Here is a 24,235-nt window from a genome sequence, read left to right on the forward strand (position 1 = left end):
AATGAAATCAATTAAACATTCTCTTCTCAAAGGCCTAGGCGGATTACTGTGTGCAAGCTCAGTGTTTGCCGCTCAAGCGCAGATCATTCCGGCTCCACCTGAAGTTAACGCTAAGGGCCACTTTCTTGTCGATTTCACAACGGGCAAGGTGATCGCCGAAGGCGAAGCCGACACTAAATTGGCACCCGCTAGCCTTACGAAAATGATGACGAGCTACGTCATCGGTACAGAAATTAATGCCGGTAACATCTCCCCTTCAGATATGGTGACCGTCAGTGAAAATGCATGGGCAAAAAACTTCCCAGAGTCATCAAAAATGTTTATCGAAGTTGGTAAGCAAGTAAGCGTTGAAGATTTAAATCGCGGTATCATCATTCAATCGGGTAACGATGCGTGTGTAGCGATGGCCGAACATATTGCGGGAAGTGAATCGGCATTTGCCGATCTCATGAATGCCCACGCGCAGAAGCTTGGCATGGATAACAGCCACTTTATCAACAGCCATGGTTTAGACACCAACGAGCATTTCACTACCCCTCGGGATATGGCGACCTTGGGTGCTGCACTTATCCGTGATGTGCCAGACGAATACGCACTGTATAAAGAAAAAGACTTTACCTACAACGGTATCAAACAATTTAACCGCAATAGTTTGCTGTGGGATCAAGGCCTCGACGTAGACGGCATTAAAACTGGTCACACCAGCGAAGCCGGATATAGCTTAGTGTCTTCTGCCACTAAGGGTGATATGCGTTTAATAGCCGTGGTCATGGGCGCCAGCTCTGAGCGTGCACGTAAAGTGGAAAGCAAAAAACTGCTTAACTACGGCTTTCGTTTTTTCGAAACCATCACACCGTATAAAGCTGGCGACAAATTTGCCGACCAACGCATCTGGATGGGCGACAAAGAAACTGTGGCGTTAGGCATTTTAGAAGACACGCCTATCACTATCCCTCGTGGCCAACAGAAGAATCTAGAAGCGAACTTTGAGCTCGATACGACACTTGAAGCGCCACTAGAGAAAGGCACCAAAGTAGGCACTTTGTACTTACAACTTGACGGTGAAGATGTGGCCAACTATCCACTGGTAACACTGGAAAGTATTGAAGAAGGTGGCTTTTTCAGCAAGATCTACGACTATTTGCGCTTACAAATCATGTAATCGCCGCTGATTTGTTACAGCGGATCACGCATTACCGAGCGCCCCACTTGTTGGGGCGTTTTTTTTACCTTAAAAAATGCTAGAATACGCACTATTAAGAGCTTTGCTCCGTATACTTTAAACACACCGTCGTCTGTAGTTAAGAGGGTTTATTGTCGTGGTCAAACCGGTCAAAAATACCAAATTTGATGAATATCTAGAGTTTCCTTGTCCTTTCACATTTAAGGTGATGGGTCTTGCTAACGTGAGCCTGACGGAACAGGTATTAACGGTTATGCAAGAGCACGCCCCTGGCGATTATGCACCAAAAACGAAACCGAGCAGTAAAGGTAATTATGAGTCAGTGACTTTAGTTGCGACGGTGACATCAAAAGAGCATATCGAAGTTATCTATACTGAATTAGGTAGCATTGATGATGTACGCTACGTTCTGTAAGCCTTTTAAGGACTGACATTGAGCACCTTAATAGTACGCCAATTGGGCTCTCGCCCATACATGCCTATTTGGCAGGCAATGCAAACCTTCACAGACACCCGTGACGAGGCCAGTGCCGATGAAATTTGGCTGGTAGAACATGAGCCTGTATTTACGCAAGGCCAAGCAGGCAAAGACGAGCACTTGCTAATGCCCGGTGACATTCCAGTGGTCAAAGTAGACCGTGGCGGGCAAGTCACTTATCACGGCCCAGGACAGCAAATGCTGTACGTACTTTTCAACTTACGAAGATTGAAAATCGGTGTACGCGACCTGGTTACCTGGCTAGAAGACAGTATCATCGACAGTCTTGGTGAATATGGAATCGACGCTTACGCCAAAAAAGATGCACCTGGGGTCTATGTTAATGACGCCAAGATTGCCTCCTTAGGTTTGCGCGTGCGTCGAGGCTGTTCCTTCCATGGTTTGGCTTTGAACGTCAATATGGATTTGGAGCCTTTCTTGCGCATTAACCCGTGCGGCTATGCGGGTATGCAAATGGTGCAATGTAAAGATTTAAATGGGCCTCAGTCCACAGAGCAAGCCGGTCAAGGGCTTGTCGAGCAATTAATTAAACGACTCAACCCCGAACACGTTGAGTATCAACAAGGGTTAGCGAAAGAATGACGAAATCATCAGTAAGAATGCAACCGGGTGTAAAATTACGTGACGCTGAGAAAATGGCGCTTATCCCGGTCAAAGTCCTACCGACTGAAAAAGACGAAATGCTACGTAAGCCAGAGTGGCTGAAAATCCGCTTACCTAAATCTAACGAGCGCATTGATGGCATTAAACAGGCAATGCGTAAGCACGGCTTGCACTCCGTGTGTGAAGAGGCGAGCTGCCCTAACCTTTCTGAATGCTTTAATCACGGCACCGCCACATTCATGATCTTAGGAGCCATTTGTACGCGTCGTTGTCCGTTTTGCGATGTCGCTCATGGTCGTCCACTGAAACCTGATGCTCAAGAGCCAGAAAAGCTGGCACTGACTATCAAGGACATGAAGCTCAACTACGTGGTGATCACCTCGGTAGACCGCGACGATTTACGTGACGGGGGGGCTCAACATTTCGCCGATTGTATTCGCGAGATTCGTAAGCATAACCCGGGCATTACTATTGAAATTCTAGTGCCAGATTTCCGTGGTCGTATGGACCGAGCATTAGAGATCCTCAGCGAGACACCACCAGATGTCTTTAACCACAATTTAGAGACAGCCCCACGCCTTTATAAATTGGCTCGTCCAGGCGCAGACTACAAATGGTCTTTAGAGCTATTAAAGCGCTTTAAAGAAGCACACCCTGAGGTGCGCACCAAGTCAGGCCTAATGGTAGGGTTAGGTGAAGAAATGAGCGAGATCGAGGAAGTGCTGCGCGACTTACGTGAGCACAACGTTGATATGCTCACAGTAGGCCAGTATTTACAGCCTTCGAAACACCACCTGCCGGTAAAACGTTACGTGCCACCAGTGGAATTTGACGCATTAAAAGCGTACGCAGATGACATCGGCTTTACCCAAGCAGCCTGTGGTCCCTTTGTACGCTCTAGCTATCATGCTGACCAACAAGCAGCAGGTAAAGAAGTTAAATAAGCGATTACGACGCGTCATGGCATTGTGACGCGTCCCTTCTTTATTCACATCCCTAATACAAATGTGCTAGTATCCGTTGCAAGTCGTTAAGATAAGGATAGAGATAAATGACTTCAGCGCACGTCAAGGACACGACCACCCAGCTAATCAGCAGTTAAAGCAAGCTAAGCAAAACTAATTCAATTTAATTCAAAAATTAGAATAACGCTCTAGGTTATAATTTGTTGTTCTTTAAACGTTCAGCAAGTGTCTGCTAAATTTGCGCCCAAATTTTGCATATTTGATCTTATTTTTTTATAGTCGCAAAGGGTTATTTGGGGTACAGAGATGGAGTTCACCGAACAAGAGCTGGCTTTTTTCCAGCAGGTATTTAGCGAAAACACGTTCCAAGACGGCGATGTTAACACCACCGGCTTGTCCCTTCGTTCGGAGTTACCGGATTACGTTGCCTCCCTATTTGAGCAGCCTGGGTTATGTATGTTGGCTGAGGTCGGGCACTTTGAACTTTGGTTTCCACTGTCGCTGTCATTAACCGCAAACGGTGATTTACAGCCCGCGCTGGAAGCACCAGAAATTTTCGAGGCTCTTGGCCAGCACCGCAGCTGGCGCTTTGATAATCCCAAGAGTATTTACTTGCTCACCGACGACGGGCGAAAGCTTCCTATTCATTCTTTATCCTCTACAGGAGCGGTGATTGATGCTGAGCAAATCAAGCATGCGCCACAAAGGGCCACAGCCAAGTTAATCCTGCCAGACTATCCGCCAATGCAATTGGAGATGCAAAAAGCACGGCAACAAGGCTCACTCATTGCCGTCACATTTATACGTAACACCAACAAAAAACAGCTCCGCCAGTTCCTGTTTAACAACCACAAACAAGGCTTTCAAGAGATTTATCACTCCCTCGCAGCACACAGTTAAAACAGTGTTCAGGTAACTCTGCTAGGCTAGATAAGTGTGCAATCTGACGGAGTACATTTAATGAATAAACTAATTCTTGCGAGTGCAATTAGCACCGTTTTACTTAGCGGCTGTGGGGGTTCGGACGATAATGACGACAACATCACCAACCCGGAGCCGACACAAGCAGAATTCTCGTTAGGCGTATCTGATGCGCCGGTAAGTAACGTTAAAGCAGTGTGGGTTGCCTTTGACAGCATTACTTTGAACGCGGGCGATGGTGAGATGCCAACCTTTGAGACTCGCTCTGAAGAGAACCCAGATCAACCCGTGATGGTAAACTTACTGGACTACACGGGTGATGATGTGTTTGCGCTTATCGATAATGAGCTTGTTGCTGCCGGTGACTACGAATGGCTACGCGCTGATATAGTCAATGGCGACATGGCCAATATCGAGATGACTTCACATCTGGTTTATAACGATGACACTGTCGTGCCACTTGTTGTCACCCGTAAGGGCAATGACGGCATCGGTGAAATTCAAATAAATGACTTCACTTTGGTCAGTGGTGACAACGACTTCGTGCTTGAGTTTGACCTGAAAAAATCGTTGGTCAACCCAAGTAACAGTAACGAAGTTAAGCTTAAACCTACCGGAATTCGCCTAGAAAACCTTGCCCAAGTGGAAGATATTGAGGGTGTAGTTAGCCAGCAGTTGGTACAAAACTGCGAAACTGACAATGCAGATATCGCGCCTGCCACCGGGGGGTTTGGTCATGCCGTATATCTCTATAATAGCGATGTCAGTGAGCCTAAAGATTTGTACCTTGACGGCGAAACGGTTGCGGCTGATGCACCTATCGCGACCGGTGGCGTGAGCTACGATGAGGAAGATGAACGTTATGAGTTCGAAATCGGCTTTGTCGCTCCAGGTGAATATCAGCTAGCCTACACTTGTGCTGCACACATTGATGACGCCGAAATCCTCGATGAGTCGTTTACGCTGTATCAGCAACAGACAGTCACGGTGACAAGCGGTGAAGACGCTCAGGTTACCTTTGACACAGCCCAATAAGCTATTGAAAATTAAAGACTAAAAATATTTTAAATTTTTGCTTGCATGGCGCGATAATTTAACTATTATTGCGCCACTTTAATTCGATAGCCAATCCTAGTACAGCCCCCCAGCCAAGGCGAAGAGTAACTATCCAAATTCAATTTTGGAGTTATTATGTCTGTTTCTTCTTTGCGAGCTCCTGCTCACTCATTTACCGAGCAATTCGTACAAGCCGACCAACTTGCCAATCAATACGGTACCCCTTTACTGGTGCTGGATATTGACCGTGTTCGCGAAAACTACCTAGCGCTTCATGCTGCGCTTCCGGGAGTGACTTTACACTATGCTCTAAAGCCCCTACCTCATGCGGATGTGGTGCGCGCCTTAGACGCGCTGGGTGGCAGTTTTGACCTTGCGACCAATGGTGAAGTGGATGTTGTGGCTCAGTGTGCTGTGCCAGCAAGTAAAACTATTCACACTCACCCGGTCAAGCGCGTGGCCGATATTGAGCATGCTTTGGCTTATGGGTGCAATACCTTTGTATTCGACTGTGCCAATGAGTTACATAAGTTTGCGCCTTATAAACATGAGGTTGAGCTGCTACTGCGCTTAAGCTTCTTAAATGAAGATGCGGCTGCTGATTTGTCGAAAAAGTTTGGCGTAACACCAGCGCAGGCTTTGCCCTTGTTACACCAAGCTCATAGCATGGGTATTCGCGTGCGCGGGCTGTCATTCCATGTCGGCTCACAAACACGCGACCCTCATAAATACGTGGCTGCAATAGAGCAATGTAAAGAAGTCTTTGAATTAGCTCGGCGCGCGGGTTTGCCTGCCATGAATACACTGGATATTGGCGGTGGCTTTCCGGTGAGTTATCAAAACGACAACATTGATATCGATAGCTATTGTGCACCCATTCGCGAAGCGTTGGCGCAGTGGCCGCAAACCACCCATTTTATTGCAGAACCTGGTCGTTATATTGTTGCCTCGGCCATGGTGCACGTAATGAGTGTAATGGGCCAAAGCCTGCGCGACGGTAAGCCTTGGTATTATATGGATGATGGCGTATATGGTGCGTTTAGCGGCCGCGTGTACGGCGAGCCTGCGCAACGCTTTTACACTTTGCACCAAGCCCCAGAGCAGCCGTGTGTTTTAGCGGGGCCAACATGCGATAGCATAGATGTCATTACAGAGCATGTGAATATGGCGCAACTGCAGGATGGTGAGCGAGTATTTACCGCTAATATGGGCGCTTACACATGGACAACGAGCACTGATTTTAATTTCTTCGCCAAAGCGCCTGTTATTAGTGTCGATAGTGCACTGAGCATGGCGCAATTGGGTTAACCCTCTAGAGCTGAAGTTCAAAAGCTAACCTTACTCCACCAGCGCGAGTCTCAGAATCGCGCTGGTGGACATCAGTTCGTGTCTTTGTTTTCCTTGGCTTTTTGCATTAATTCGGCGCGCTCTTGAGATAGCCGCGCCAACCCTTTTTGTTCAACATCAATCAAGGTGGTGTACTTAGCCGTCACTGCTGACATACGTTGCGACAAGGCATTGTCATAAGTAGCATCAACGAGGTTATCCGGAGTTTGCGCCGCTTCCCCTTGCAGCGCTTCTAATTCATTGTCTAACCGCGTGTGATAGGTATCAATTTTATCCAGATGCTGGCGCATATCGCGGTCAATTTGCTGCAAGCGAATAAAGCTGTCGATGCTGTCTGGGGCATTTGCTGCACTGTCTTTAAAGATCTCTTTTTGGGCCAGCAAACGGTCAATATGCATTTGCTCCCGATCGATCAACGCTTGATAACGCTTACTCACCGCCTCCATTTCTTTGGCAATGGCTTGGTCTTTTTCAGCTCCAGTGAGGTTATTTACTTGGGCATCTGACTGATCTTTCAAGCGCGCAATTTCTTCTTGCATTTGACGTGTGTAAGTCTCTATTTTATCGCGGTGCTGGGCAATTTCTTTATCCGCCTGCTGATTGCGTATATACCCCTCAATATCACTGTCGCTTTGCGGCTTATCTGCGCTTGAAGTGTCGGCGGCAATGGTATTAACCACCACTGGCTTGGCGTCCTTAGAGCAAGGGAGCTGCGAAAATTCTACAGTGCCATTTTTGGTGCATTGATATACTGTGGTGCCAGCACTCACCGGTAAAGCGGCGGTAAACACTGTTATAACAAACAAGCGAATCATTTTTTCTCCTAAGCGCCAGAGCGCGTACCTATCTCAAGTCTAGCTGATGCATAGCCACATGCGAAGGATCCATGTGCGGCGTTCAAACGTACCACAGCGCTATTCGTAATAACCGAGGTGCACCATGAAAACGGGGCTCTATCTTTTTTATCACGATCTGAGATTAGAAGACAATCAGACACTTAGGCGATTATCTTCACAAGTTGATCGGCTTATATTGGCGTATTGTCCGTTGCACACACTCACTGTGCCATCGCGCGCCATTTACAATGCTCGCGAGCAAGGGCCTGCGCGCACTGTATTTATTGAGCAAACACTACACCACCTGAGCCAAGCGCTAGCGCCTTATCATCACTCACTGTGCTGCATTGATAATCTTAAGACACTCGACGAACTGGTAGGCGTTCATGACATCACTCACCTAGGCGTAGGGCATCAGCATGGCTGGGATGAGCGAATGGCTATCGCTCATATTAAAGAGCGCTACAACGCTATTGAGCTGATTCAAGATCATGATCATACGCTGTTCACCTTGGCACAACTCCCAGGCCCTGTGGATGAGTTACCTAGCACCTTTAGTCAATTCCGCAAAGCCATTGAGTCTGAGCTAAGTGCCGATGAACCGCTTGCAGCGCCAACACAGCTTGCTCCTAGCGTCCCCGTTAGGCAAAACCTTTATGTCCAAGGTGATGCATCCACCTCTGTACTCACGCCTTGGTTTGCACAAAGCGCTGCGCAAGCGCTTGAGAACTATTTTGCTACGGATGCACCCAGTCGCTATAAAGAAACGCGCAACGCGCTTCAAGGTCAGCACTTTTCGACGGCACTGTCACCTTGGTTAGCAAACGGCGCTTTAAGTGCACGCCTGATGCTAAGCAAATTGCGTAACTATGAAGCACAGCACGGTGCCAACGAATCAACGTACTGGATTTACTTTGAACTATTGTGGCGCGAGTACTTTCAGTGGCTGGCTATAAAACAAGGTAAGCAATTATACTGTTTTGCAGGCGCCAATAGCGCTAAGCCACAAACCAGCTTTTACGCTCAGCGCTACCAAGCGTGGTGCCAAGGCAACACCCCCTATGCGTTGGTTAATGCCCTGATGCATGAACTTAATACCACCGGCTGGATGTCCAACCGGGGCCGACAAATTGTTGCTAGCTGCTTTGTCAACGAACTCAATCTTGATTGGCGTTATGGCGCCGCCTATTTTGAGCGCATGTTGATTGATTACGACAGCGCCAGCAACTATGGCAATTGGCAATATATCGCGGGCGTAGGGGCCGACCCTCGTGGCGGCCGTCATTTCAATCTAGCGAAACAGCAACAGCAATTTGATCCCGATGGCGAGTTTATTAGCCGTTGGCAAGGCGAAGCGAGCCAAAGCGATATCGACTATCAAGATTACACCGGCTGGCCCCAAAAAGGCGTGACTCATGAGTGAAAACTACAAAGAAATCCGCCTTATTCTCGGCGATCAGTTAAATGCGCAACATAGCTGGTTTGAGCACAAGAGCGACGATGTACTGTATATAATTGCTGAGCTACACCAAGAAATGCAGTATACCCAGCATCATATCCAAAAAGTGTGTGCTTTTTTTGCTGCCATGGCTCGCTTTGCCGAAGCCCTGGAATTAGCTGGGCACCGTGTTCTTCATCTGACTCTCGATGATACACAGGATTACGATGATTTAGCGCACCTACTCAAGACGCAGGTGCAGCGCTTTAATGCCAATACCCTCAGCTACCAACTGCCTGATGAGTATCGCTTATATGAGCAACTGCGCGACTTAAATCTCGGTGCAGACATCACCTTGAATGCCTATGATAGCGAGCACTTCTTGTTGGGCTTTAATGAGCTGAGCGATTACTTTCAGGCCGATACGCATCACACTATGGAGCAGTTTTACCGTAAAATGCGCCGACGCTTTAAGGTGTTGATGCAGGGCGACAAGCCTTTGGGGGAGCGGTGGAATTTTGATAAAGAAAATCGCAATAAGCTAACCCAACAAGACCTCACCGAGCTGCCACAGCCACTATGCTTTGACAACGATGTGCGCAGTATCAAAGAGCGCATCACCCGCCATAAGGTAAGTACTATAGGTCAAGGCAGCGATACGCTATTATGGCCTGTGAGCCGCAAACAGGCCAAGCAGTTACTGCGCTATTTTTGTGATCACTTACTACCTCGTTTTGGCACCTTTCAAGATGCCATGACCTGTCAAAGTGATAGCCAGTGGAGCCTTTATCACAGCCGCTTATCATTCGCGCTTAACAGTAAAATGCTGCACCCCATGCAAGTGATCAACGAGGCCACTTCGGCCTATGAGCAAAGTGATGGCGCTATCACCCTGGCTCAGGTAGAAGGCTTTATTCGACAAATCCTAGGTTGGCGTGAGTATGTGCGTGGGATTTATTGGGCTAACATGCCCAAATACAGTTCGTTAAATACTTTAGAGGCCTCGTCGCCGCTGCCAGAGTTTTTCTGGCATGGAAAAACCAATATGGCCTGTCTTAGCCATGCTATTGGTCAAAGCCTTGATTATGCCTACGCCCACCATATTCAGCGCTTAATGATCACCGGCAATTTTTGCTTACTACTTGGCGTTGACCCCGATGCCGTCGATGCCTGGTACTTAGGTATTTATGTAGACGCCATTGAATGGGTGGAAATGCCCAACACCCGGGGCATGAGCCAATTTGCCGACGGCGGCATTATTGCCACCAAACCTTACAGCAGTGGTGGCAACTACATCAACAAAATGAGCGATTACTGCAAACACTGCCACTATAACGTTCGCGAAAAAGTGGGCGAGAAGGCATGCCCGTTTAACAGTCTTTACTGGCACTTTATGGTTCGCCACCGTGAGCGCTTTGGGAATAATCACCGCATCGGTATGATCTACCGAAATTGGGATAAACAAGATAAACGCCAGCAACAGCAGGTGTTAGAACGAGCCCAGTGGTGCATCGATAATGTGGAGAAATTATAAAGACATAAAAATAGATCAAATAATTAACTTTTATGTAACCTCAATGTAAGACGTTCCCATTTTAATACACTTACCATTTAAAAAACGGGAACATTATGAAAAAACAACACCTTATTGCCGCACTACTGATAGCAAGTGCGGCCACCAGCCAAGCACATGCTTTTAGCCAAGAGACCCATAAGCGTATCGTTATCGATGCCGTTGCTTATATGCAGCAGAATCCGAATACCACAGCCTATGCTGAGCTTGAGCAGTATGCACAACAAAACAATATGTCGGTGGACATTCTCGCCGATTTACTGGGCCAGTCAGCTTATGATGTGGATGACTTTGAGGATACCTTTTTTTGCGGTGCAATAACTGGGTCGTGCGTACAAGCGCCACTTTGGGGTGCTGCGAAGAGCATCGTTAAATACACCAGTTATTGGCACTTTCAGAATCACAGCCAAGGTGCCGATGTGCACGGCAATGATTTTGGTGGCTACAATTACCAAAAGCTCACGGTCTGGGGTGATGTTGATAATCTAGCCGCTACGTGGCTCAAGGGGGACTACCTCGATGATGGTCAAGGTGGTGAGACCGGTTGGTTCAATGCCGACAGTAGCAAATACAATAGCTATGGCGTCACCGAGCGTAACTACCGTATCGATAGTCACTCACAATACAGCATGTACGATGACTTTGAGGATATGCCCTTCCAACCTTTAGATAACCTGGGCCAGTACTGGTATCAAAGCTACCTGCAAAGCGGCAACCCGCAGGTGCTAGGGTTTGTCTTTCACACCACAGACTTATTGCAACCACATCATACGTGGACAACCTCAGCACTTAACCACTCTAGTTGGGAAGGTTGGGTAAAAGACTATTATGACCAAGAGCAGCTCAATGATATGCGCCTAGTGCGTGATGCAATGGATAGCTTTAGCGCCCTTGACCCACAACAACAAGATATTCGCCCACTCCTCACGCAAGGGGGGGCGTTTAGTTACGCTCAAGGCGGCATCGTACTTAACTCTGAAGATCACTACGATCGGGTCAACACCGGACGCCTTGTTATTCCTCATGCTATTGCCATGGTCGTGCACCTGCTTAACCATGCCATGGAGCAGCGTTAATGGGGTTCAGGATTTTTATCTGGATAGGCCTTATTGGCCTATCTTTTTCGTCATTCTCGCAACTGCCGAGCAATGCTGAAGTGCGCTTTATGCGCACTGTATACCAACAACACAGTGCCGATTTAGCGGCGCACACCCGTCAAAGGTTGGTGGAGAATGCTTTTTTGCTACACCAAGCACATCAGCGTTTTCCATCATTAGTGGTTCGCCAAGCTACCGTGGGCTTCAACAATCACTATCATGTGCGCCGCTACTTACTGAGCGCTTGGCAGGCTCAAGGCTGGTTAGACGACAATGCCATAGCGCCGTTGGCGCTTAACCCTGCTTACAATGCTGATTGGTTACGCCGCACACTGGGGAACTACCCGGCCGATGGTGCACTCAATCAAGCCACCGTGAATAAGCTCGCAGGCATCAAGCTACTGGATGCCACGGCATTATCCAACACCTTGAACATCGCAGATTTTTACCAGAGCATGTCGATGCAGATAAAATATAAGTTGCATCAAGGTGACATGTCCGTCTTTCATAGCGAGTTGCAACGTTGGCATCGATTTCGCCAAAGCGCCCTATTGGTGAGCCCCCTGCTCAAGAGCCATCAGCTCAGCTTTGAGCGCCTACAAGACATCGCTTTGGCAGATATTCTTCGCCCTAGCCTGTTAACCGAGCTCGGCGTACAACAAACCATGCATGGCAGCAGTGGTGAGCTGGAGCGCCTCAAGCAGGACATCAAAGAGCAAGATATCGTTACCTATTATGAGCGTCACCGCGAGCGCTTTCGCTATATTGCCAAAGTACGAGCTTACGGTGTTCAGTTTGAACAGCATGAGCAAGCGCAAAAGTTCTATCAACAAGCCAAAAGTCAGGGTTTTATTAGCGCAATGGGCGACAAAGAAAACGTATTCGGCAAACAAAATGGCGTATTAAGTCGCGATAACGACAGCGCCCCGGTATTTGCCAAGCAGCTGGCATTCACATTGGCAACACATACCTTATCGCGCCCAGTACGCACGCCTACAAACAAGTGGCTCGTACTAATGAGCACGGAAAAAGCCTATGAATACTATGCTAAAGACAGTGAAACGGTGCGTTACCAGGCCATTGAGGCACTCGCTAAGGAGCAGGCACAGCAGAACTATGAAGCCCAATTTAAGGCGTGGCGCGCGCACATGGAGGCAGCCGGATGAAACGAGTCACAGTGATTTTAATACTGCTCATAGGCGCTATAGCCTGGTATTTGAGCGCTGATGCTGGGGCTGTCAAAGCCCGCAGCGACTCGCCCACCTTGCTGCCAGTGCATGATACCCCCTCTGTAGCAGCCGAAGAGGCGGTCTCTGCTCGCCAGAGTAAAACACAGCGTTCGCAAGCCGTTGGCCCCCCTAAACAGATAAGCGCTCAAGCGCCTATCACAGAGCCGGAATATGTGCCTCCTATCGCCAAAGACCGGCAACAAGCCGACGCATATCAAGGTGATTTGCACGATCACCAAGCTTACCAGCGCTACCAACAGCGCCAACATAACGACTTTAAACGCGCCTATATCAGTGCCGCAAAAGATAAAGTCGCGCTCCTTAAAACTTGGCTAGCGCGGGGGGAGCGAGAAGGCATCTCGCCGGAACAGCTGCAGTTTGCTCGGGATAAAATTGCCGCCTTGGAGCAAGCCAAACAACAGTTGGAAGAGCAGTTAGCCCAACAGTAGTGTATCGTCTATAGCGCGGAAATGGCTGGCGGCATTGATCAAAGATGTCGCCGTCAACGGCGCACAACTGTACACTTCGACGCGCTTATTACGTTCATGGCGTAGCTTGGCGGCGAGCATATCAAAATCACCGTCACCAGAGAGTAAAATGGTGGTATCCGTTTGCGTTCCATGCTCCATAGCATCAAGAGTGATACCCACATCCCAGTCGCCTTTAGCCGAACCATCGGCACGCTGAATATAGGGTTTGAGCTTGACCTCAAAGCCAATGGCTCGGAGGATATTTTGGAACTCTCGTTGTTTGCTATCGCCACGATCAATAGCATAGGCGATGGCGGTGACTATTTCGTACTTAGCGCTTACCTCGCGCCAAAAGGCATTGTAGTCAAAATTGCGCGCAAAGCTCTCTCGGCAGGTGTAATAAATATTTTGTACATCTACAAAAATGGCCGCTGTAGGCATAGATCCTCTCTAAAGGTGGATTAATCGCCGTGCCCAGTTACCATTGTGGCCTACTTTGCACTGCTGTTCAGTGTCGTAGACTATCTGTTTTTTCGGGTTGTGCATAGCTAAGTCCTCAGCCTTGAGCACCGCCATTAACTGCGCTTCCAATTGCGGGCGCATGTGTGAACCTAAAAAGGAACGTAACTGTTCATCGGTGGTGAACACCACAATCACTTTGATGTTGTCTGCTCGCTGCCAATCAATAACGTGGGTCAGCCACTCAAAACCCACCAACGGCTCACAATGTTCATTACAAAAGCGGGTCAGCGCTTTGCGCAGTGTATTGTCTTTTTTCTTATCAGTTTTACGCATTGGTTTATCCACACAAAAACGCCGCCCAGGTGGGCGGCGTAAACACAGGGAGAATGAATAGAAATTATTTGCTCTCAAGCAAGTTGCCAGAGCCTATTTCGATTTTACGTGGCTTCAAGGCTTCAGGGATCTCTCGCTCTAAGTCAATGACTAGGAGCCCGTTTTCAAGCCCTGCGCCGAGCACTTTTACATGGTCGCCAAGCTGGAACTTACGTTCGAAGTTGCGCTCAGCAATACCTTGATGAATGAATTTTCGCTCTTGCTTGTCGTCTTTGTCAGCCTTAATACCGGCAACTTTCAGAGTATTGTTTTCTGACTCAATACTCAGCTCATCTTCGCTGAATCCAGCCACCGCCATGGTGATACGATACTGGTCTCTACCCAACGCCTCGATATTGTAAGGTGGGTAACTTGGTTGCTTGTCGGTGCGTGCCGCCGCATCCATAAGTGATGCAAGGTGGTCAAAACCGATGAATGAACGATATAGTGGTGATAAATCTACTGTACGCATAATGATATCCTCATAATTAAGCGATATTAGTTGCTACTTTTCATAATGAACAAGTAACATTTACGTTTTAAATCAATTACTTTACTTAGTTTGGGACCCATTCCGGCGTCCTCACTAACTGATGTATGGACAGCGTCTTTATTTTCAAGAAAAAGATGCAAAATTTTTTCTGCCACTATCCGGTCTAATTTATTAAGCCTATGAATTTTAAGTTAAATATGAAAAAAATTTTATTGCAGATTATTGTTATTGCGATCGTTTTCTTTGCTGTCAGTGCATTTCAACAGCGCAATCTGCTAAGTACCGACCACACCCCTGCCCCTTATTTTGCTTTGCCGCAACTCCATGAGCAGGGGCGATACAGCATTAAGGAGCTCCAAGGGCAAACCACCGTGGTTTACTTTTTTGCGCCTTGGTGCTCTATCTGCAAGGTGTCCATGCCTAACTTACAATCGGCAATGGATGATGGCGATATTAACGCTGTGGCCATTGCCCTTGATTATCAAAGTGAGCAACAAGTGCAAGACTTTGTCGCTGACCTCTCTTTATCCATGCCCATACTTTTAGGTAGCGCACAAACCGCCAAGCAATATAAAATATCTGCATTCCCAACCTATTATGTTATTGATGAATCACTGCGCATCACAGCCCGCTCTATGGGCTACTCCAGTGAATTAGGCATAAAATACCGAGGTAGAGATGAATAAACGACATTGCTTCGTCGCGGCGCTGAGTATGCTCAGCGCGCCAACATGGGCCACAAAGACCCTGCCAGCGTTACCCGAGCCGGTGACCAATAATGCCGTCGCCCAAGTGACAACGGAACAAGGACCTTATTTCATTAGCTTCATGGGGTTAGGTGCAGGGAAAAGTCACGAGGACGTGCACAATAAAGTGTGGGCATTAAAAATTGGCCAGGGGCAATGGCAAGGCAAAAAAAGTGTTCCCGCCAGTACCGAATTAAAAGGCCGATTAGCGGCGACTGCTGTGGGAGTCGGCCCATACGCTTATGTTTTTGGTGGCTATACCGTGGCTGACGATCACAGTGAAATTTCGGCGCCCGACGCCTATCGTTTTGATGTGCTAACCAACAGCTACCAGCGCCTAGGGGATATGCCGGTGCCTGTCGATGATAGCGTTGCGTTGAATTACCAAGACAAATTTATCTATTTGATCAGTGGCTGGCACAATGATGGCAACGTGAACTTAGTGCAAGTCTATGACATTGCAAATAATACTTGGCAACAAGCGTCGCCTTTTTTAGGCGAGCCGGTATTTGGTCACGCCGGTGCAATTAAAGGTAATATCATGGTGGTGTGTGATGGCGTAAAAACCGTTGCTTATGTTGATAAACGCCGAGGATTCGATGGCAAGGCCCAGTGCTTTAAAGGGATCATCCATCCCGACAAGCCAACAAAAATTGATTGGCGTATGATTAGCCACCCCACCGGCAAAGGTCATTACCGTATGGCAGCGGGAACAATCAATGGCCAGCTGGTGTTTATGGCGGGCTCTCCGAACCCTTATAACTACAACGGTATCGGCTATAATGGTAAACCCAGTTCGCCGTCAAATCAGGTATGGCGTTTCGATACCGACACTAATCGTTGGCAACGTTTAGAGCATGCCCAACAGGGCACTATGGACCACCGGGGTTTACTGAGTCACCAAGGCACCGCCTATCGCATTGGCGGCATGGGCGAAAAGCAAAAGGTGCTCGACGTGGTCACCCCTTATCGATATTCATTTTAGGACGCAGTTATGGCAAAAGCGTGTGCATATCACATATTAGTGAAGAGTAAAGAAGAGTGTTTAGCTATCAAAGCCAAGTTAGACAAAGGCGGCGACTTTAATAAACTCGCGAAACAATATTCCACCTGCCCATCAAAAAAACGTGGCGGCGATTTGGGTGAATTTCAGCGCGGCACTATGGTCAAAGCCTTTGACGATGTGGTGTTTAAAAAACCGCTATTGGAAGTACACGGGCCGGTGAAAACCAAGTTTGGTTATCACCTAATTAAAACCGTTTATCGCAGTTAATCGCTTTTAGCGAATATAGAAATCGTTTTTGCTTATTTTACCCCAGCGACGAACCTCGCTACACTGCAAACCTAACGTTATTAACTGCACTGGAGAGAACTATGCTAACTGTTATTTTTGGCCGTGAAGGGTGCCCTTTCTGCGTACGCGCAAAAGATGTTGCCGAGCAACTGACGCAAAGCCGCGATGACTTCAAATACCGCTATATCGATATCGTAAAAGAAGGGATCAGCAAAGCGGATTTAGAAAAATCAGCTGGCAAACCATGTGAAACAGTGCCGCAGATCTTTATCGATCAGGCGCACATTGGTGGATTCACTGAGTTCGAAGCTTACGCGAAAGAAAATTTAGGTCTATACCAAGACTAATACGATAAGAAAGCCGGGATCATACTCGGCTTTTTTTGCATCCTGCGCACCATTTTTACGCTGAAAACTCACTTTGGCCCGTCAGTTTTTAATGTGTTTTTAACAACAAAACATACTTAGTACACATGCGTTAAACCGTTAAATTTACGTAATTTCTCCGTGATTAAATCTAAGCGCAACGAACACCACCGGTTAAATTTCATACAAAACCAAGCACATAGGAAATAGTTGTAATTTATACAAGCAATTACTGCTTCATTCCTGTACAATGCGCGCCTCTTTGAATTCCCTGAGGCGTTTTAATGTCAGAACCAGTCACCTTTGAGTCGTTACACCTTTCTCCTGCTACCTTAAAAGCAGTGAGCGAATTGGGTTATGAGACTCCTTCCGAGATCCAAGCTCAATGTATTCCTCTTTTACTCGACAAAAAGGACGTATTGGGAATGGCACAAACAGGCACGGGTAAAACCGCCGCCTTTGCCTTACCATTGTTGAATAACTTGGATGCGGATGCGAAATATCCGCAAGTGCTTGTGCTTACTCCCACCCGTGAACTCGCAATCCAGGTTGCAGAAGCATTCGAGCAATACGCAAAATTTACTAAGGGCGTAGAAGTTCTCGCGCTTTACGGCGGCCAAAGCTACGGTATTCAGCTCAGCGCCCTACGTCGCGGTGCGCAAATCATTGTCGCGACTCCGGGTCGTCTACTTGATCACATCAGTCGTAAATCTATCGACCTATCACGCTTAAGTGCATTGGTGTTGGATGAAGCCGACGAAATGCTACGCATGGGCTTTATCGATGATGTGGAAAGCATCATGGCGCAAACACCAGAAGACAAGCAAACTTGTTTGTTCTCGGCGACCATGCCAAAGCAAATTCAGTCTATTTGCAAAACCTATTTGCAAGACGCAGAGCAAGTGCGTATTACGCCACGCAACAGCACAGTATCCACTATCGAGCAAGTGTACTGGCAAGCGCGTGTACACAAAAACAAAGCCATTGTGCGCTTTTTAGAAGCCGAAGACTTTGATGCTGCTATTGTATTTGTGCGTACTCGTAACGACACTGTGCAGTTGGCTGAGCTCCTTGAGCGCGAAGGCTTCTCTGCCGCACCATTAAACGGTGATATGAACCAGCAGGCGCGTGAGCGCACTGTTGACCGCCTTAAAAATGGTTTACTTGATATTGTTATTGCCACCGATGTGGCGGCACGAGGCCTAGATGTTGAGCGCATCAGCCTAGTGGTTAACTATGATATCCCACAAGACAGCGAAGCCTATGTACACCGTATTGGTCGTACTGGCCGTGCAGGTCGTCAAGGTAAAGCTATTTTGTTCGTTAAGGGTAATGAGCGTTACCTACTTAAGAACATTATGCGCCACACCAAGAGCGACATCGCTCAGGTAGAATTGCCGAGCGCTAAAGTCGTTGAGCAAAAGCGTATTGATGCCCTAGAGAAGAAAGTGGCCGCTGCGTTGGAGCACAAAGACAGCGAGTTCTTTGCGCAAGTAGCCAATACCCTAGGTAACAAGTTGCAATTGAGCCAAGGTGACTTAGCCGCCGCGCTACTTTATCTGGCACAGCAACAGTCGCCGTTGAAGGTCGAGGAAATCAAAGCGAAGGAACGTCCAGAGCGTGGTGAACGCAGTGAGCGCAAAGGCGATCGTCGTCGCGACGGTGATAAGCCTCGCCGCGAGCGTCGTGATGCTAACACGCCAATGGATACGTACCGTATTGAGGTGGGTCGCGAGCACGGTGTGCAAGTTAAAAATATCGTCGGTGCCATTGCTAATGAAGCGGATATCTCCAGCAAGTTTATCGGCGACATTCGTTTATTTGACGCTCATAGTACCGTTGAGCTACCAAAAGGTATGCCTGAGGACAAGCTGGCTCACTTCCAAAAAGTGTATATCTGCAAGCGGCCTATGAAGCTGACACTCAGCCAAAGCGAAGCACGTGCACCGCGTGAGGCACGTGAACCACGAGGTGAAGGCAAAAAGCGTAGCTTCCGCGACCCTAACGCTAAAGGCCGTGGCCAGCGTAAAGAGCGCAAAGCAGTGAGCTTTCAATAAGCCTTCAGTGACATAAAAAACCTCCGTTATGGCGGTTTTTTTGTGTCTGGATTTCAGCCTGGAAACAACCCTTAGTTGCTGCGCGTTGCCGATTCACGCTTTGGCGGTGACAACAAGGCTGGCCACAAGGTAGCGCCATCACTGTCGATGGGGGTCAGTATCTCTAAGTCGAGGATATGTGCCACCATAGGGTAAATATCAAGATTACGCACCTGCGCCAGCGTTTTTCCTTGGTGGAAACTTGGGCCCACCGCTAAGAACACAGCGTCCATATTGTCATCGTCGATAAAACCATGGGTGCCCAGATAATGATGATCAGGCTGCGTAAAAACCACCGGTGGGCGCGTTTGCAGCACAATATCAGCTTGCCTCGGCCCCATAGTGACACCATATTGAGCCAGTTGCTCGTTACTCATCACCTGATATTGGTCCGCCGCCTGTTTATGCAGTCGCTCTCGCAGTGCCTGTAAAGCGCGCGTAGACGCCTTATGTTGATAAATAGCCACCCGGGTACCAGAGTTAATCACTTTAAACCCATCATCGATGTTGAGCGATGCTAATGGAATGCCGGCATCGGGGTTTACTTCGCTCATGCCATGATCAGAGACCACAATCAGGTTCACCTCGGTGTCTAACTCGGTATTTATTCTGCGCCACAGCTCACCAATAAGGCGATCGATTCCTAAGGCCCCTGCTTTGGTTTGCGGCGCGTTCGGCCCATACTTGTGGCCGAGGCTGTCAACCTCAGAAAAGTAGCTCATAATGAGTTTGGGGCGCTGCTGCTTGGGTAACTTAAGCCATTGAATGATTTGCTCTACGCGATGGGACTGCTTGCCATGGCTAGAATACGGATAAAAGTAAGACGCAGTGCGGCCATTGAAACGCGCATCCGATTCTGGCCAGTAATAGGTAGCGGCTTTCACCCCTTGTAGCTCGGCTAAATTCCACAGTGGCGTGCCCGAGACCCAGCTGGTATCGGCTTGCCCTTTGCCCATGGCATAGCATTGTTGCCGCTGTTTATCACAAAAACGGTTACCCACAATACCATGGTGACTGGGCAGCAGGCCTGTGGCAATGCTGATATGGTTAGGGAAAGTTTTGCTCGGATAAACCGTTTTCATGCGCAGCGCCCGCACTCCTTGACGGCTTAGTTTAGCCAGCGCCGGGGTATCGAAATGCTCAATGTAGTCATGACGAAAACCATCGATGGAAATGATCACTGTGGCGGGCACCGTGGCGGAATTTTGAGTGGCCGACTGGCCGTAAGCTGCCCCACTACACAACAGAATGAGCATCATAGAAAATACTGCGCGCATGTCACATATCCTTGTTATAAAAACTAAAATCTTAGTTGAGAAGAGTGAAGTTATGATGAAGGTACCGATTTTAGTTATTGTAGTACAGGCTTACAGCTGTTTTCAGGCATAAAAAAACCGCGCTAGAGCGCGGCTTTTCTTGAAACCTGGGGTCGACTTATAGGTCGCCTTCGTTTTCAGATAGGAACTTAGCAACACCTTCAGGGCTTGCGTCCATACCTTTTTTACCTTCAGTCCAACCAGCTGGACATACTTCACCGTGCTCGCTGTGGAACGCTAGAGCGTCAACCATGCGCAGCATCTCGTCGATGTTACGGCCTAAAGGTAGGTCGTTAACTACTTGGTGACGTACTGTGCCTTCCTCGTCGATTAGGAAAGAACCACGGAAAGCAACGCCCGCTTCAGGGTGCTCTACGTCGAACGCTTGACAAATTTCGTGCTTCACGTCAGCAACAAGGTCATATTTAACTTTACCGATACCGCCGTCAGCAACAGCAGTGTTACGCCAAGCGTTGTGTGAGAACTGTGAATCGATAGAAACACCGATTACTTCAACACCACGCTTTTGGAACTCTTCATAGCGCTTGTCGAAAGCAATAAGTTCAGAAGGACAAACGAATGTGAAATCAAGTGGGTAGAAAAAGATAACCGCTTTCTTTCCTTTGATTTTTTCGTGTAGGTTGTAGTCTTCAACGATCTCGCCGTTACCTAGCACTGCAGCTGCTGTGAAATCTGGTGCCTTGCGGCCTACTAATACACCCATTGTAATCTCCAATAGTTTGAGTTTATCGTTAACACAGTGGCTCTGACGGCAAATGCGTCAAAGCATTTTATGTATGTGCAACTAAATATAGTGACGAAAAAGCAAAAACCAACCCCATCACGTAAAATTCACGTTGCACCTAATTCTGTGCAATATGGTACTGACCCTGTGCGCAAAAGAACAATCGCATTTAGCGATAGCTACCATCGATAAAACTGATTATCACCAACGCCTTTACCTTAGGCACAAAAAAGCCCGCTAGTGCGGGCTTTTAGGCTACTTAATCCATAATATCTTCGGGCATATTGCCACGAATCTCTTGCCATATTTGGCCACTCTTATGACCGTAGCGACGCATCAGGGCGATTGCGCCATCGTGGTCTTGCTGCTCGGCAAGCTCGGCTAGGTCTGAATAGAACTGACGCGCCAGCTCTCGAGTACGCGGATCAGAGAAATAGTGGCAGCCAATTTTAGAGTAAAAACCTTTAAAGCCATTTAAAATCAATACATAGATTTTATTGTTCCCTGCTCCTGCCAATTGGTGATGGACAAGGTAATCATAATCAGCGAAGGCCTGCGCTGTGTCTTCTACAGTTTCTCTATCTGCAACAATTTCTTTTACACGTTCTGGGTCTATCTTAATCGCTGCGCGCATGTAAATGGCGCTGATGTTCGTACGCGCAGAAAGCAGCTGGTCGGTCAGCTCTGGCATTTTGTCTTCATCAAGACGGGCCAAGGTCTCAAGAATGTTCAACCCTGAGGTTTCCCAAAAGTTGTTTACGCGCGTGGGCTTGCCATGCTGAATAGTCAGCCAGCCATCGCGGGCTAGGCGTTGTAACACCTCACGCAAGGTAGTGCGAGTGACGCCAATCAGTTCCGATAGCTCGCGCTCAGCTGGAAGAATTGAGCCTGGCGGAAACTCACCGTTCCAGATGGACTCAACTATGTACTCCTCAGCAAATCCAGCTGGGCTTTTGGCTTTGAATATTCTCATCTAACGTCCACTTCACTACTAAAAATATTATTATTGATCTTAACATACTGATTGTACCAGATGCGAAGCAACTAACAAGCACACTCGCCCAGTCACAGTTTTGGTCATACACAGCGAAGGTGGGATTGTTACACAGTGTGAGATCTTAACCACTCCTATGCAGAGGGTTTGATTAGTGAAGAACCATTTATCTTTGAAGCTTAAATGACAAATTTAGCAATAAGTGCTTAAGCCTCATTGTTTCAAGGTGGTGGGAGAGGCAAGAATTAAATCAATTTATAACCACAGTAACCTTGCTCTTCCTCAACGAGTAGGCTTCGCTAAATTTGATAACCGCTTGTGTATCAATTTGAACCTTTGAGCTACTCCAGCAAAGATTTAATAAAGCCATGACAGCGGACATTGAACCTAACTAATATTTGGACAGAAACCAGTTAGAGTATTTATTTGGTAACGTCCTATGAAGGTGCAAGCGACGCAATACAAAGCCGCCGCATTCCACCCAATACAAAACACCGAACGCAACACATGGTAAAAATGCCACGCGTTGCGAATCACTCTTAAACAGCTTGTGTCAGCTTACCTTACAGATAATAAAAGTGAGGTTTGTGGTTACCTAGAGGAAACACGTGCTCACCGTCAATACCTTGCGAATGCACAACACGACGGCATAGCTCTCGTTCCACACGTCTCTTAGGGCGTGTCATAAACACGTTGACCCACGCTTTAGGGGCTGAATCGAGCTTTAATCTTTTGTGATTGCACGTATATTTTCTATTAATACGACCATTTTCATCTCGGTCGTGAATTTTGTTTTTATCGGACATTTCTGTCTCCTAGGTTAGTTAATACCTAGAAGATGTCTTGAGAGTAGTAACTCATTTTTTATCCTCTGACGCATAACGCTTCAAGCAGCGGCACGCCCGGCGCGAAGCGCCCTCGCTGCCTTGACTTGTTATGGGGCTTACTAGCTAAGCAACTAAACATAGCTTTCGAGCACCATTTCTATACAAAATTATTCCAACTCTTCGCCTGCTAACGAGTCATGATAGACTCTGAAGAGTGGCCCACTTTCAAGCTTTGCATTGATATAATAATAGTCCCTGGCCACTTCAAGACGCTTAGCAACTGGAAAGTAGTCGCACTTTGCAGCCTCGATATCAGGGTGACACTCTGTAGATTAAGGTTTCGCTTGCTCCCACGTCATGATCTTGAGATCGGCAAATCGGCTTCATCTGAAATCCCGATCTCTTTCCCTAAAAGATCGTTTTCATCTATGAATTTGCGCAAAAAGTCTGGGATCACGACAACCCCTTAACACCCTGTACAGCGGCTGGCAAAGATAGCGATTTTGGTGCAGCGAAACGCACAAAAAGTGACAGGTTTGACAATCCGTTGCTGCTTATTAGGCGATTTGACCATCTATAAATTCACCGGTCCAGCTACTTTCACTTAAAGATTTATTTAGCTTACTGATGAAGGATTTGAAATCTGGGGCTATCAATCGCTTCGTATCTTCATCTCGACCAAAAGCAATGATTTGGCCAGTTGCACCTTTTTCATCAGGGTCATAGTCGATGCCAATATGGTTTCCTCCCCAATCATGAGTCAAAGGAATCCATTTCCTATTTGTATACAAAGGTTTGATGAATCCGAGTGGTTCTGACTCCATAAAGTCGGCGCAGTCTTCGTTCATCTCTTCTTCGTCTATATCTCTCCAACCATCCCAGTAACGCTTGATACTCGATGTTGAAAGTATTAGTTCACCAAATACGATGCCAGCACCTTGATCATCCTGGCCATTGTGAATAAATAGAAACTCTTTCAATTGTGCTGGAAGAGTTACACCAAGATGCTTTTCTAATTCCTCTACTTCCGAGGGTGTTGCAGAAGGGTTTAGTTTAGTCTCGTCTAAACATCCCATCTTATTGAGGGATTTGATGATTCCATTCCATTCGTTTTTCATTCACTCTCCTTCAATTACCGCCTAACGCCGTGCGCAGCGGCTTGAAAAACGAGTGACAGTTTTGCAAATCCGTGCCGTACCTTTTTTGGTTCCACCTTTTTGGCCTTAGTAAATTTATCAGTTTTTCTAATGAACAATTCGCTTCTTTTTGAGACGTCTCAACCGTGTTATCAAGGTCACCTGAACAGAA

The 24,235-nt window shown here is 47.4% G+C and carries 26 protein-coding genes; 17 read left to right on the forward strand and 9 right to left on the reverse strand.

Annotated features, from left to right (window positions below; all coding sequences use genetic code 11):
* Nucleotide 1 precedes the first annotated feature (1 nt).
* The 7 genes from EXT46_RS17395 (at nt 2) to EXT46_RS17425 (ending at nt 6,535) form a co-directional block, all read left to right on the forward strand.
* Complete coding sequence (locus EXT46_RS17395; RefSeq protein ID WP_022946384.1) at nt 2–1,162, forward strand: serine hydrolase; 1,161 nt, start codon at nt 2–4, stop codon at nt 1,160–1,162.
* Nucleotides 1,163–1,319: 157 nt separating this feature from the next.
* A complete protein-coding gene (gene ybeD, locus EXT46_RS17400) occupies nt 1,320–1,598 on the forward strand; it encodes a DUF493 family protein YbeD (RefSeq protein ID WP_022946385.1) in 279 nt (92 codons plus the stop codon).
* Between the two features lie 12 nt (nt 1,599–1,610).
* Nucleotides 1,611–2,264, forward strand: a complete 654-nt coding sequence (gene lipB / locus EXT46_RS17405) for a lipoyl(octanoyl) transferase LipB (protein WP_026111315.1) — start codon at nt 1,611–1,613, stop codon at nt 2,262–2,264.
* Nucleotides 2,261–3,229, forward strand: coding sequence for a lipoyl synthase (gene lipA / locus EXT46_RS17410; protein ID WP_130148825.1), 969 nt, complete (start codon nt 2,261–2,263; stop codon nt 3,227–3,229). Before lipB ends, lipA begins: the two co-directional genes overlap by 4 nt.
* A gap of 327 nt (nt 3,230–3,556) precedes the next feature.
* Nucleotides 3,557–4,150, forward strand: coding sequence for a hypothetical protein (locus EXT46_RS17415; protein ID WP_130148827.1), 594 nt, complete (start codon nt 3,557–3,559; stop codon nt 4,148–4,150).
* 60 nt (nt 4,151–4,210) lie between these two features.
* On the forward strand, nt 4,211–5,206 hold the full coding sequence (locus tag EXT46_RS17420) for a DUF4382 domain-containing protein (protein ID WP_130148829.1): 996 nt from the start codon (nt 4,211–4,213) through the stop codon (nt 5,204–5,206).
* 156 nt (nt 5,207–5,362) lie between these two features.
* Nucleotides 5,363–6,535: a type III PLP-dependent enzyme gene (locus EXT46_RS17425; protein WP_130148831.1), complete on the forward strand. Its 1,173-nt coding sequence runs from the start codon at nt 5,363–5,365 to the stop codon at nt 6,533–6,535.
* 71 nt (nt 6,536–6,606) lie between these two features.
* Here the strand turns inward: EXT46_RS17425 and EXT46_RS17430 are convergent, their stop codons facing one another.
* A complete protein-coding gene (locus EXT46_RS17430) occupies nt 6,607–7,389 on the reverse strand; it encodes a DUF4124 domain-containing protein (RefSeq protein ID WP_130148833.1) in 783 nt (260 codons plus the stop codon).
* A 124-nt stretch (nt 7,390–7,513) separates the two neighbouring features.
* On the opposite strand from EXT46_RS17430, the gene EXT46_RS17435 reads away from it, so the two are divergent.
* The 5 genes from EXT46_RS17435 (at nt 7,514) to EXT46_RS17455 (ending at nt 13,196) form a co-directional block, all read left to right on the forward strand.
* Complete coding sequence (locus EXT46_RS17435) at nt 7,514–8,833, forward strand: DASH family cryptochrome (RefSeq protein WP_130148835.1); 1,320 nt, start codon at nt 7,514–7,516, stop codon at nt 8,831–8,833.
* Nucleotides 8,826–10,382, forward strand: a complete 1,557-nt coding sequence (locus tag EXT46_RS17440) for a cryptochrome/photolyase family protein (protein WP_130148837.1) — start codon at nt 8,826–8,828, stop codon at nt 10,380–10,382. Before EXT46_RS17435 ends, EXT46_RS17440 begins: the two co-directional genes overlap by 8 nt.
* A 95-nt stretch (nt 10,383–10,477) precedes the next feature.
* Nucleotides 10,478–11,497: a phospholipase gene (locus EXT46_RS17445; RefSeq protein WP_053911183.1), complete on the forward strand. Its 1,020-nt coding sequence runs from the start codon at nt 10,478–10,480 to the stop codon at nt 11,495–11,497.
* A complete protein-coding gene (locus EXT46_RS17450) occupies nt 11,497–12,684 on the forward strand; it encodes a peptidylprolyl isomerase (RefSeq protein ID WP_130148839.1) in 1,188 nt (395 codons plus the stop codon). The genes EXT46_RS17445 and EXT46_RS17450 overlap by 1 nt, the downstream gene beginning before the upstream one ends.
* Nucleotides 12,681–13,196, forward strand: coding sequence for a hypothetical protein (locus EXT46_RS17455; protein ID WP_130148841.1), 516 nt, complete (start codon nt 12,681–12,683; stop codon nt 13,194–13,196). Before EXT46_RS17450 ends, EXT46_RS17455 begins: the two co-directional genes overlap by 4 nt.
* Here EXT46_RS17455 and EXT46_RS17460 read toward each other — a convergent pair.
* From EXT46_RS17460 to EXT46_RS17470, 3 genes are all read right to left on the reverse strand, one after another.
* Nucleotides 13,182–13,658, reverse strand: coding sequence for an NYN domain-containing protein (locus EXT46_RS17460; RefSeq protein WP_130148843.1), 477 nt, complete (start codon nt 13,656–13,658; stop codon nt 13,182–13,184). The two genes, EXT46_RS17455 and EXT46_RS17460, sit on opposite strands and share 15 nt — an antisense overlap.
* A 9-nt stretch (nt 13,659–13,667) precedes the next feature.
* Nucleotides 13,668–14,012 (reverse strand): Fis family transcriptional regulator, encoded by a 345-nt coding sequence (locus EXT46_RS17465; protein WP_130148845.1) that lies wholly within the window; start codon nt 14,010–14,012, stop codon nt 13,668–13,670.
* A gap of 64 nt (nt 14,013–14,076) precedes the next feature.
* Nucleotides 14,077–14,523 (reverse strand): Hsp20 family protein, encoded by a 447-nt coding sequence (locus tag EXT46_RS17470; RefSeq protein WP_130148847.1) that lies wholly within the window; start codon nt 14,521–14,523, stop codon nt 14,077–14,079.
* 218 nt (nt 14,524–14,741) lie between these two features.
* Between EXT46_RS17470 and EXT46_RS17475 the strand changes: the two genes are divergently transcribed.
* The 5 genes from EXT46_RS17475 (at nt 14,742) to EXT46_RS17495 (ending at nt 19,006) form a co-directional block, all read left to right on the forward strand.
* A complete protein-coding gene (locus tag EXT46_RS17475; RefSeq protein WP_130148849.1) occupies nt 14,742–15,230 on the forward strand; it encodes a TlpA disulfide reductase family protein in 489 nt (162 codons plus the stop codon).
* A gap of 22 nt (nt 15,231–15,252) precedes the next feature.
* Nucleotides 15,253–16,275, forward strand: a complete 1,023-nt coding sequence (locus EXT46_RS17480; RefSeq protein WP_130148907.1) for a galactose oxidase — start codon at nt 15,253–15,255, stop codon at nt 16,273–16,275.
* Between the two features lie 9 nt (nt 16,276–16,284).
* Complete coding sequence (locus EXT46_RS17485; protein WP_022946409.1) at nt 16,285–16,563, forward strand: peptidylprolyl isomerase; 279 nt, start codon at nt 16,285–16,287, stop codon at nt 16,561–16,563.
* Between the two features lie 101 nt (nt 16,564–16,664).
* Complete coding sequence (locus EXT46_RS17490; protein ID WP_022946410.1) at nt 16,665–16,931, forward strand: GrxA family glutaredoxin; 267 nt, start codon at nt 16,665–16,667, stop codon at nt 16,929–16,931.
* 302 nt (nt 16,932–17,233) lie between these two features.
* Nucleotides 17,234–19,006 (forward strand): DEAD/DEAH box helicase, encoded by a 1,773-nt coding sequence (locus EXT46_RS17495; protein ID WP_045979836.1) that lies wholly within the window; start codon nt 17,234–17,236, stop codon nt 19,004–19,006.
* 71 nt (nt 19,007–19,077) lie between these two features.
* Here EXT46_RS17495 and EXT46_RS17500 read toward each other — a convergent pair whose 3' ends face one another.
* The 5 genes from EXT46_RS17500 to EXT46_RS17515 form a co-directional block, all read right to left on the reverse strand.
* Nucleotides 19,078–20,322 (reverse strand): ectonucleotide pyrophosphatase/phosphodiesterase, encoded by a 1,245-nt coding sequence (locus EXT46_RS17500; protein ID WP_130148851.1) that lies wholly within the window; start codon nt 20,320–20,322, stop codon nt 19,078–19,080.
* A 157-nt stretch (nt 20,323–20,479) separates the two neighbouring features.
* A complete protein-coding gene (locus EXT46_RS17505; RefSeq protein WP_022946413.1) occupies nt 20,480–21,085 on the reverse strand; it encodes a peroxiredoxin C in 606 nt (201 codons plus the stop codon).
* Nucleotides 21,086–21,365: 280 nt separating this feature from the next.
* Nucleotides 21,366–22,079, reverse strand: a complete 714-nt coding sequence (gene fadR / locus EXT46_RS17510) for a fatty acid metabolism transcriptional regulator FadR (RefSeq protein WP_022945083.1) — start codon at nt 22,077–22,079, stop codon at nt 21,366–21,368.
* A gap of 584 nt (nt 22,080–22,663) precedes the next feature.
* Nucleotides 22,664–22,906 (reverse strand): hypothetical protein, encoded by a 243-nt coding sequence (locus EXT46_RS18915; protein WP_165381156.1) that lies wholly within the window; start codon nt 22,904–22,906, stop codon nt 22,664–22,666.
* A gap of 578 nt (nt 22,907–23,484) precedes the next feature.
* Nucleotides 23,485–24,045 (reverse strand): SMI1/KNR4 family protein, encoded by a 561-nt coding sequence (locus tag EXT46_RS17515; RefSeq protein WP_130148853.1) that lies wholly within the window; start codon nt 24,043–24,045, stop codon nt 23,485–23,487.
* Nucleotides 24,046–24,235: the final 190 nt, after the last annotated feature.

The organism is Pseudoalteromonas sp. CO325X (genome assembly GCF_004208955.1).
Classification (GTDB): Bacteria; Pseudomonadota; Gammaproteobacteria; order Enterobacterales; family Alteromonadaceae; genus Pseudoalteromonas; species Pseudoalteromonas ruthenica.

What these genes read in the sequence shown, in the direction of transcription:
- EXT46_RS17395 (WP_022946384.1), top strand. Translation starts at nt 2, where the DNA reads ATGAAATCAATTAAACATTCTCTTCTCAAAGGCCTAGGCGGATTACTG.
- lipA (WP_130148825.1), top strand. Translation starts at nt 2,261, where the DNA reads ATGACGAAATCATCAGTAAGAATGCAACCGGGTGTAAAATTACGTGAC.
- EXT46_RS17415 (WP_130148827.1), top strand. Translation starts at nt 3,557, where the DNA reads ATGGAGTTCACCGAACAAGAGCTGGCTTTTTTCCAGCAGGTATTTAGC.
- EXT46_RS17420 (WP_130148829.1), top strand. Translation starts at nt 4,211, where the DNA reads ATGAATAAACTAATTCTTGCGAGTGCAATTAGCACCGTTTTACTTAGC.
- EXT46_RS17425 (WP_130148831.1), top strand. Translation starts at nt 5,363, where the DNA reads ATGTCTGTTTCTTCTTTGCGAGCTCCTGCTCACTCATTTACCGAGCAA.
- EXT46_RS17430 (WP_130148833.1), bottom strand. Translation starts at nt 7,389, where the DNA reads ATGATTCGCTTGTTTGTTATAACAGTGTTTACCGCCGCTTTACCGGTG.
- EXT46_RS17435 (WP_130148835.1), top strand. Translation starts at nt 7,514, where the DNA reads ATGAAAACGGGGCTCTATCTTTTTTATCACGATCTGAGATTAGAAGAC.
- EXT46_RS17440 (WP_130148837.1), top strand. Translation starts at nt 8,826, where the DNA reads ATGAGTGAAAACTACAAAGAAATCCGCCTTATTCTCGGCGATCAGTTA.
- EXT46_RS17445 (WP_053911183.1), top strand. Translation starts at nt 10,478, where the DNA reads ATGAAAAAACAACACCTTATTGCCGCACTACTGATAGCAAGTGCGGCC.
- EXT46_RS17450 (WP_130148839.1), top strand. Translation starts at nt 11,497, where the DNA reads ATGGGGTTCAGGATTTTTATCTGGATAGGCCTTATTGGCCTATCTTTT.
- EXT46_RS17455 (WP_130148841.1), top strand. Translation starts at nt 12,681, where the DNA reads ATGAAACGAGTCACAGTGATTTTAATACTGCTCATAGGCGCTATAGCC.
- EXT46_RS17460 (WP_130148843.1), bottom strand. Translation starts at nt 13,658, where the DNA reads ATGCCTACAGCGGCCATTTTTGTAGATGTACAAAATATTTATTACACC.
- EXT46_RS17465 (WP_130148845.1), bottom strand. Translation starts at nt 14,012, where the DNA reads ATGCGTAAAACTGATAAGAAAAAAGACAATACACTGCGCAAAGCGCTG.
- EXT46_RS17470 (WP_130148847.1), bottom strand. Translation starts at nt 14,523, where the DNA reads ATGCGTACAGTAGATTTATCACCACTATATCGTTCATTCATCGGTTTT.
- EXT46_RS17475 (WP_130148849.1), top strand. Translation starts at nt 14,742, where the DNA reads ATGAAAAAAATTTTATTGCAGATTATTGTTATTGCGATCGTTTTCTTT.
- EXT46_RS17485 (WP_022946409.1), top strand. Translation starts at nt 16,285, where the DNA reads ATGGCAAAAGCGTGTGCATATCACATATTAGTGAAGAGTAAAGAAGAG.
- EXT46_RS17490 (WP_022946410.1), top strand. Translation starts at nt 16,665, where the DNA reads ATGCTAACTGTTATTTTTGGCCGTGAAGGGTGCCCTTTCTGCGTACGC.
- EXT46_RS17495 (WP_045979836.1), top strand. Translation starts at nt 17,234, where the DNA reads ATGTCAGAACCAGTCACCTTTGAGTCGTTACACCTTTCTCCTGCTACC.
- EXT46_RS17500 (WP_130148851.1), bottom strand. Translation starts at nt 20,322, where the DNA reads ATGCGCGCAGTATTTTCTATGATGCTCATTCTGTTGTGTAGTGGGGCA.
- EXT46_RS17505 (WP_022946413.1), bottom strand. Translation starts at nt 21,085, where the DNA reads ATGGGTGTATTAGTAGGCCGCAAGGCACCAGATTTCACAGCAGCTGCA.
- fadR (WP_022945083.1), bottom strand. Translation starts at nt 22,079, where the DNA reads ATGAGAATATTCAAAGCCAAAAGCCCAGCTGGATTTGCTGAGGAGTAC.
- EXT46_RS18915 (WP_165381156.1), bottom strand. Translation starts at nt 22,906, where the DNA reads ATGTCCGATAAAAACAAAATTCACGACCGAGATGAAAATGGTCGTATT.
- EXT46_RS17515 (WP_130148853.1), bottom strand. Translation starts at nt 24,045, where the DNA reads ATGAAAAACGAATGGAATGGAATCATCAAATCCCTCAATAAGATGGGA.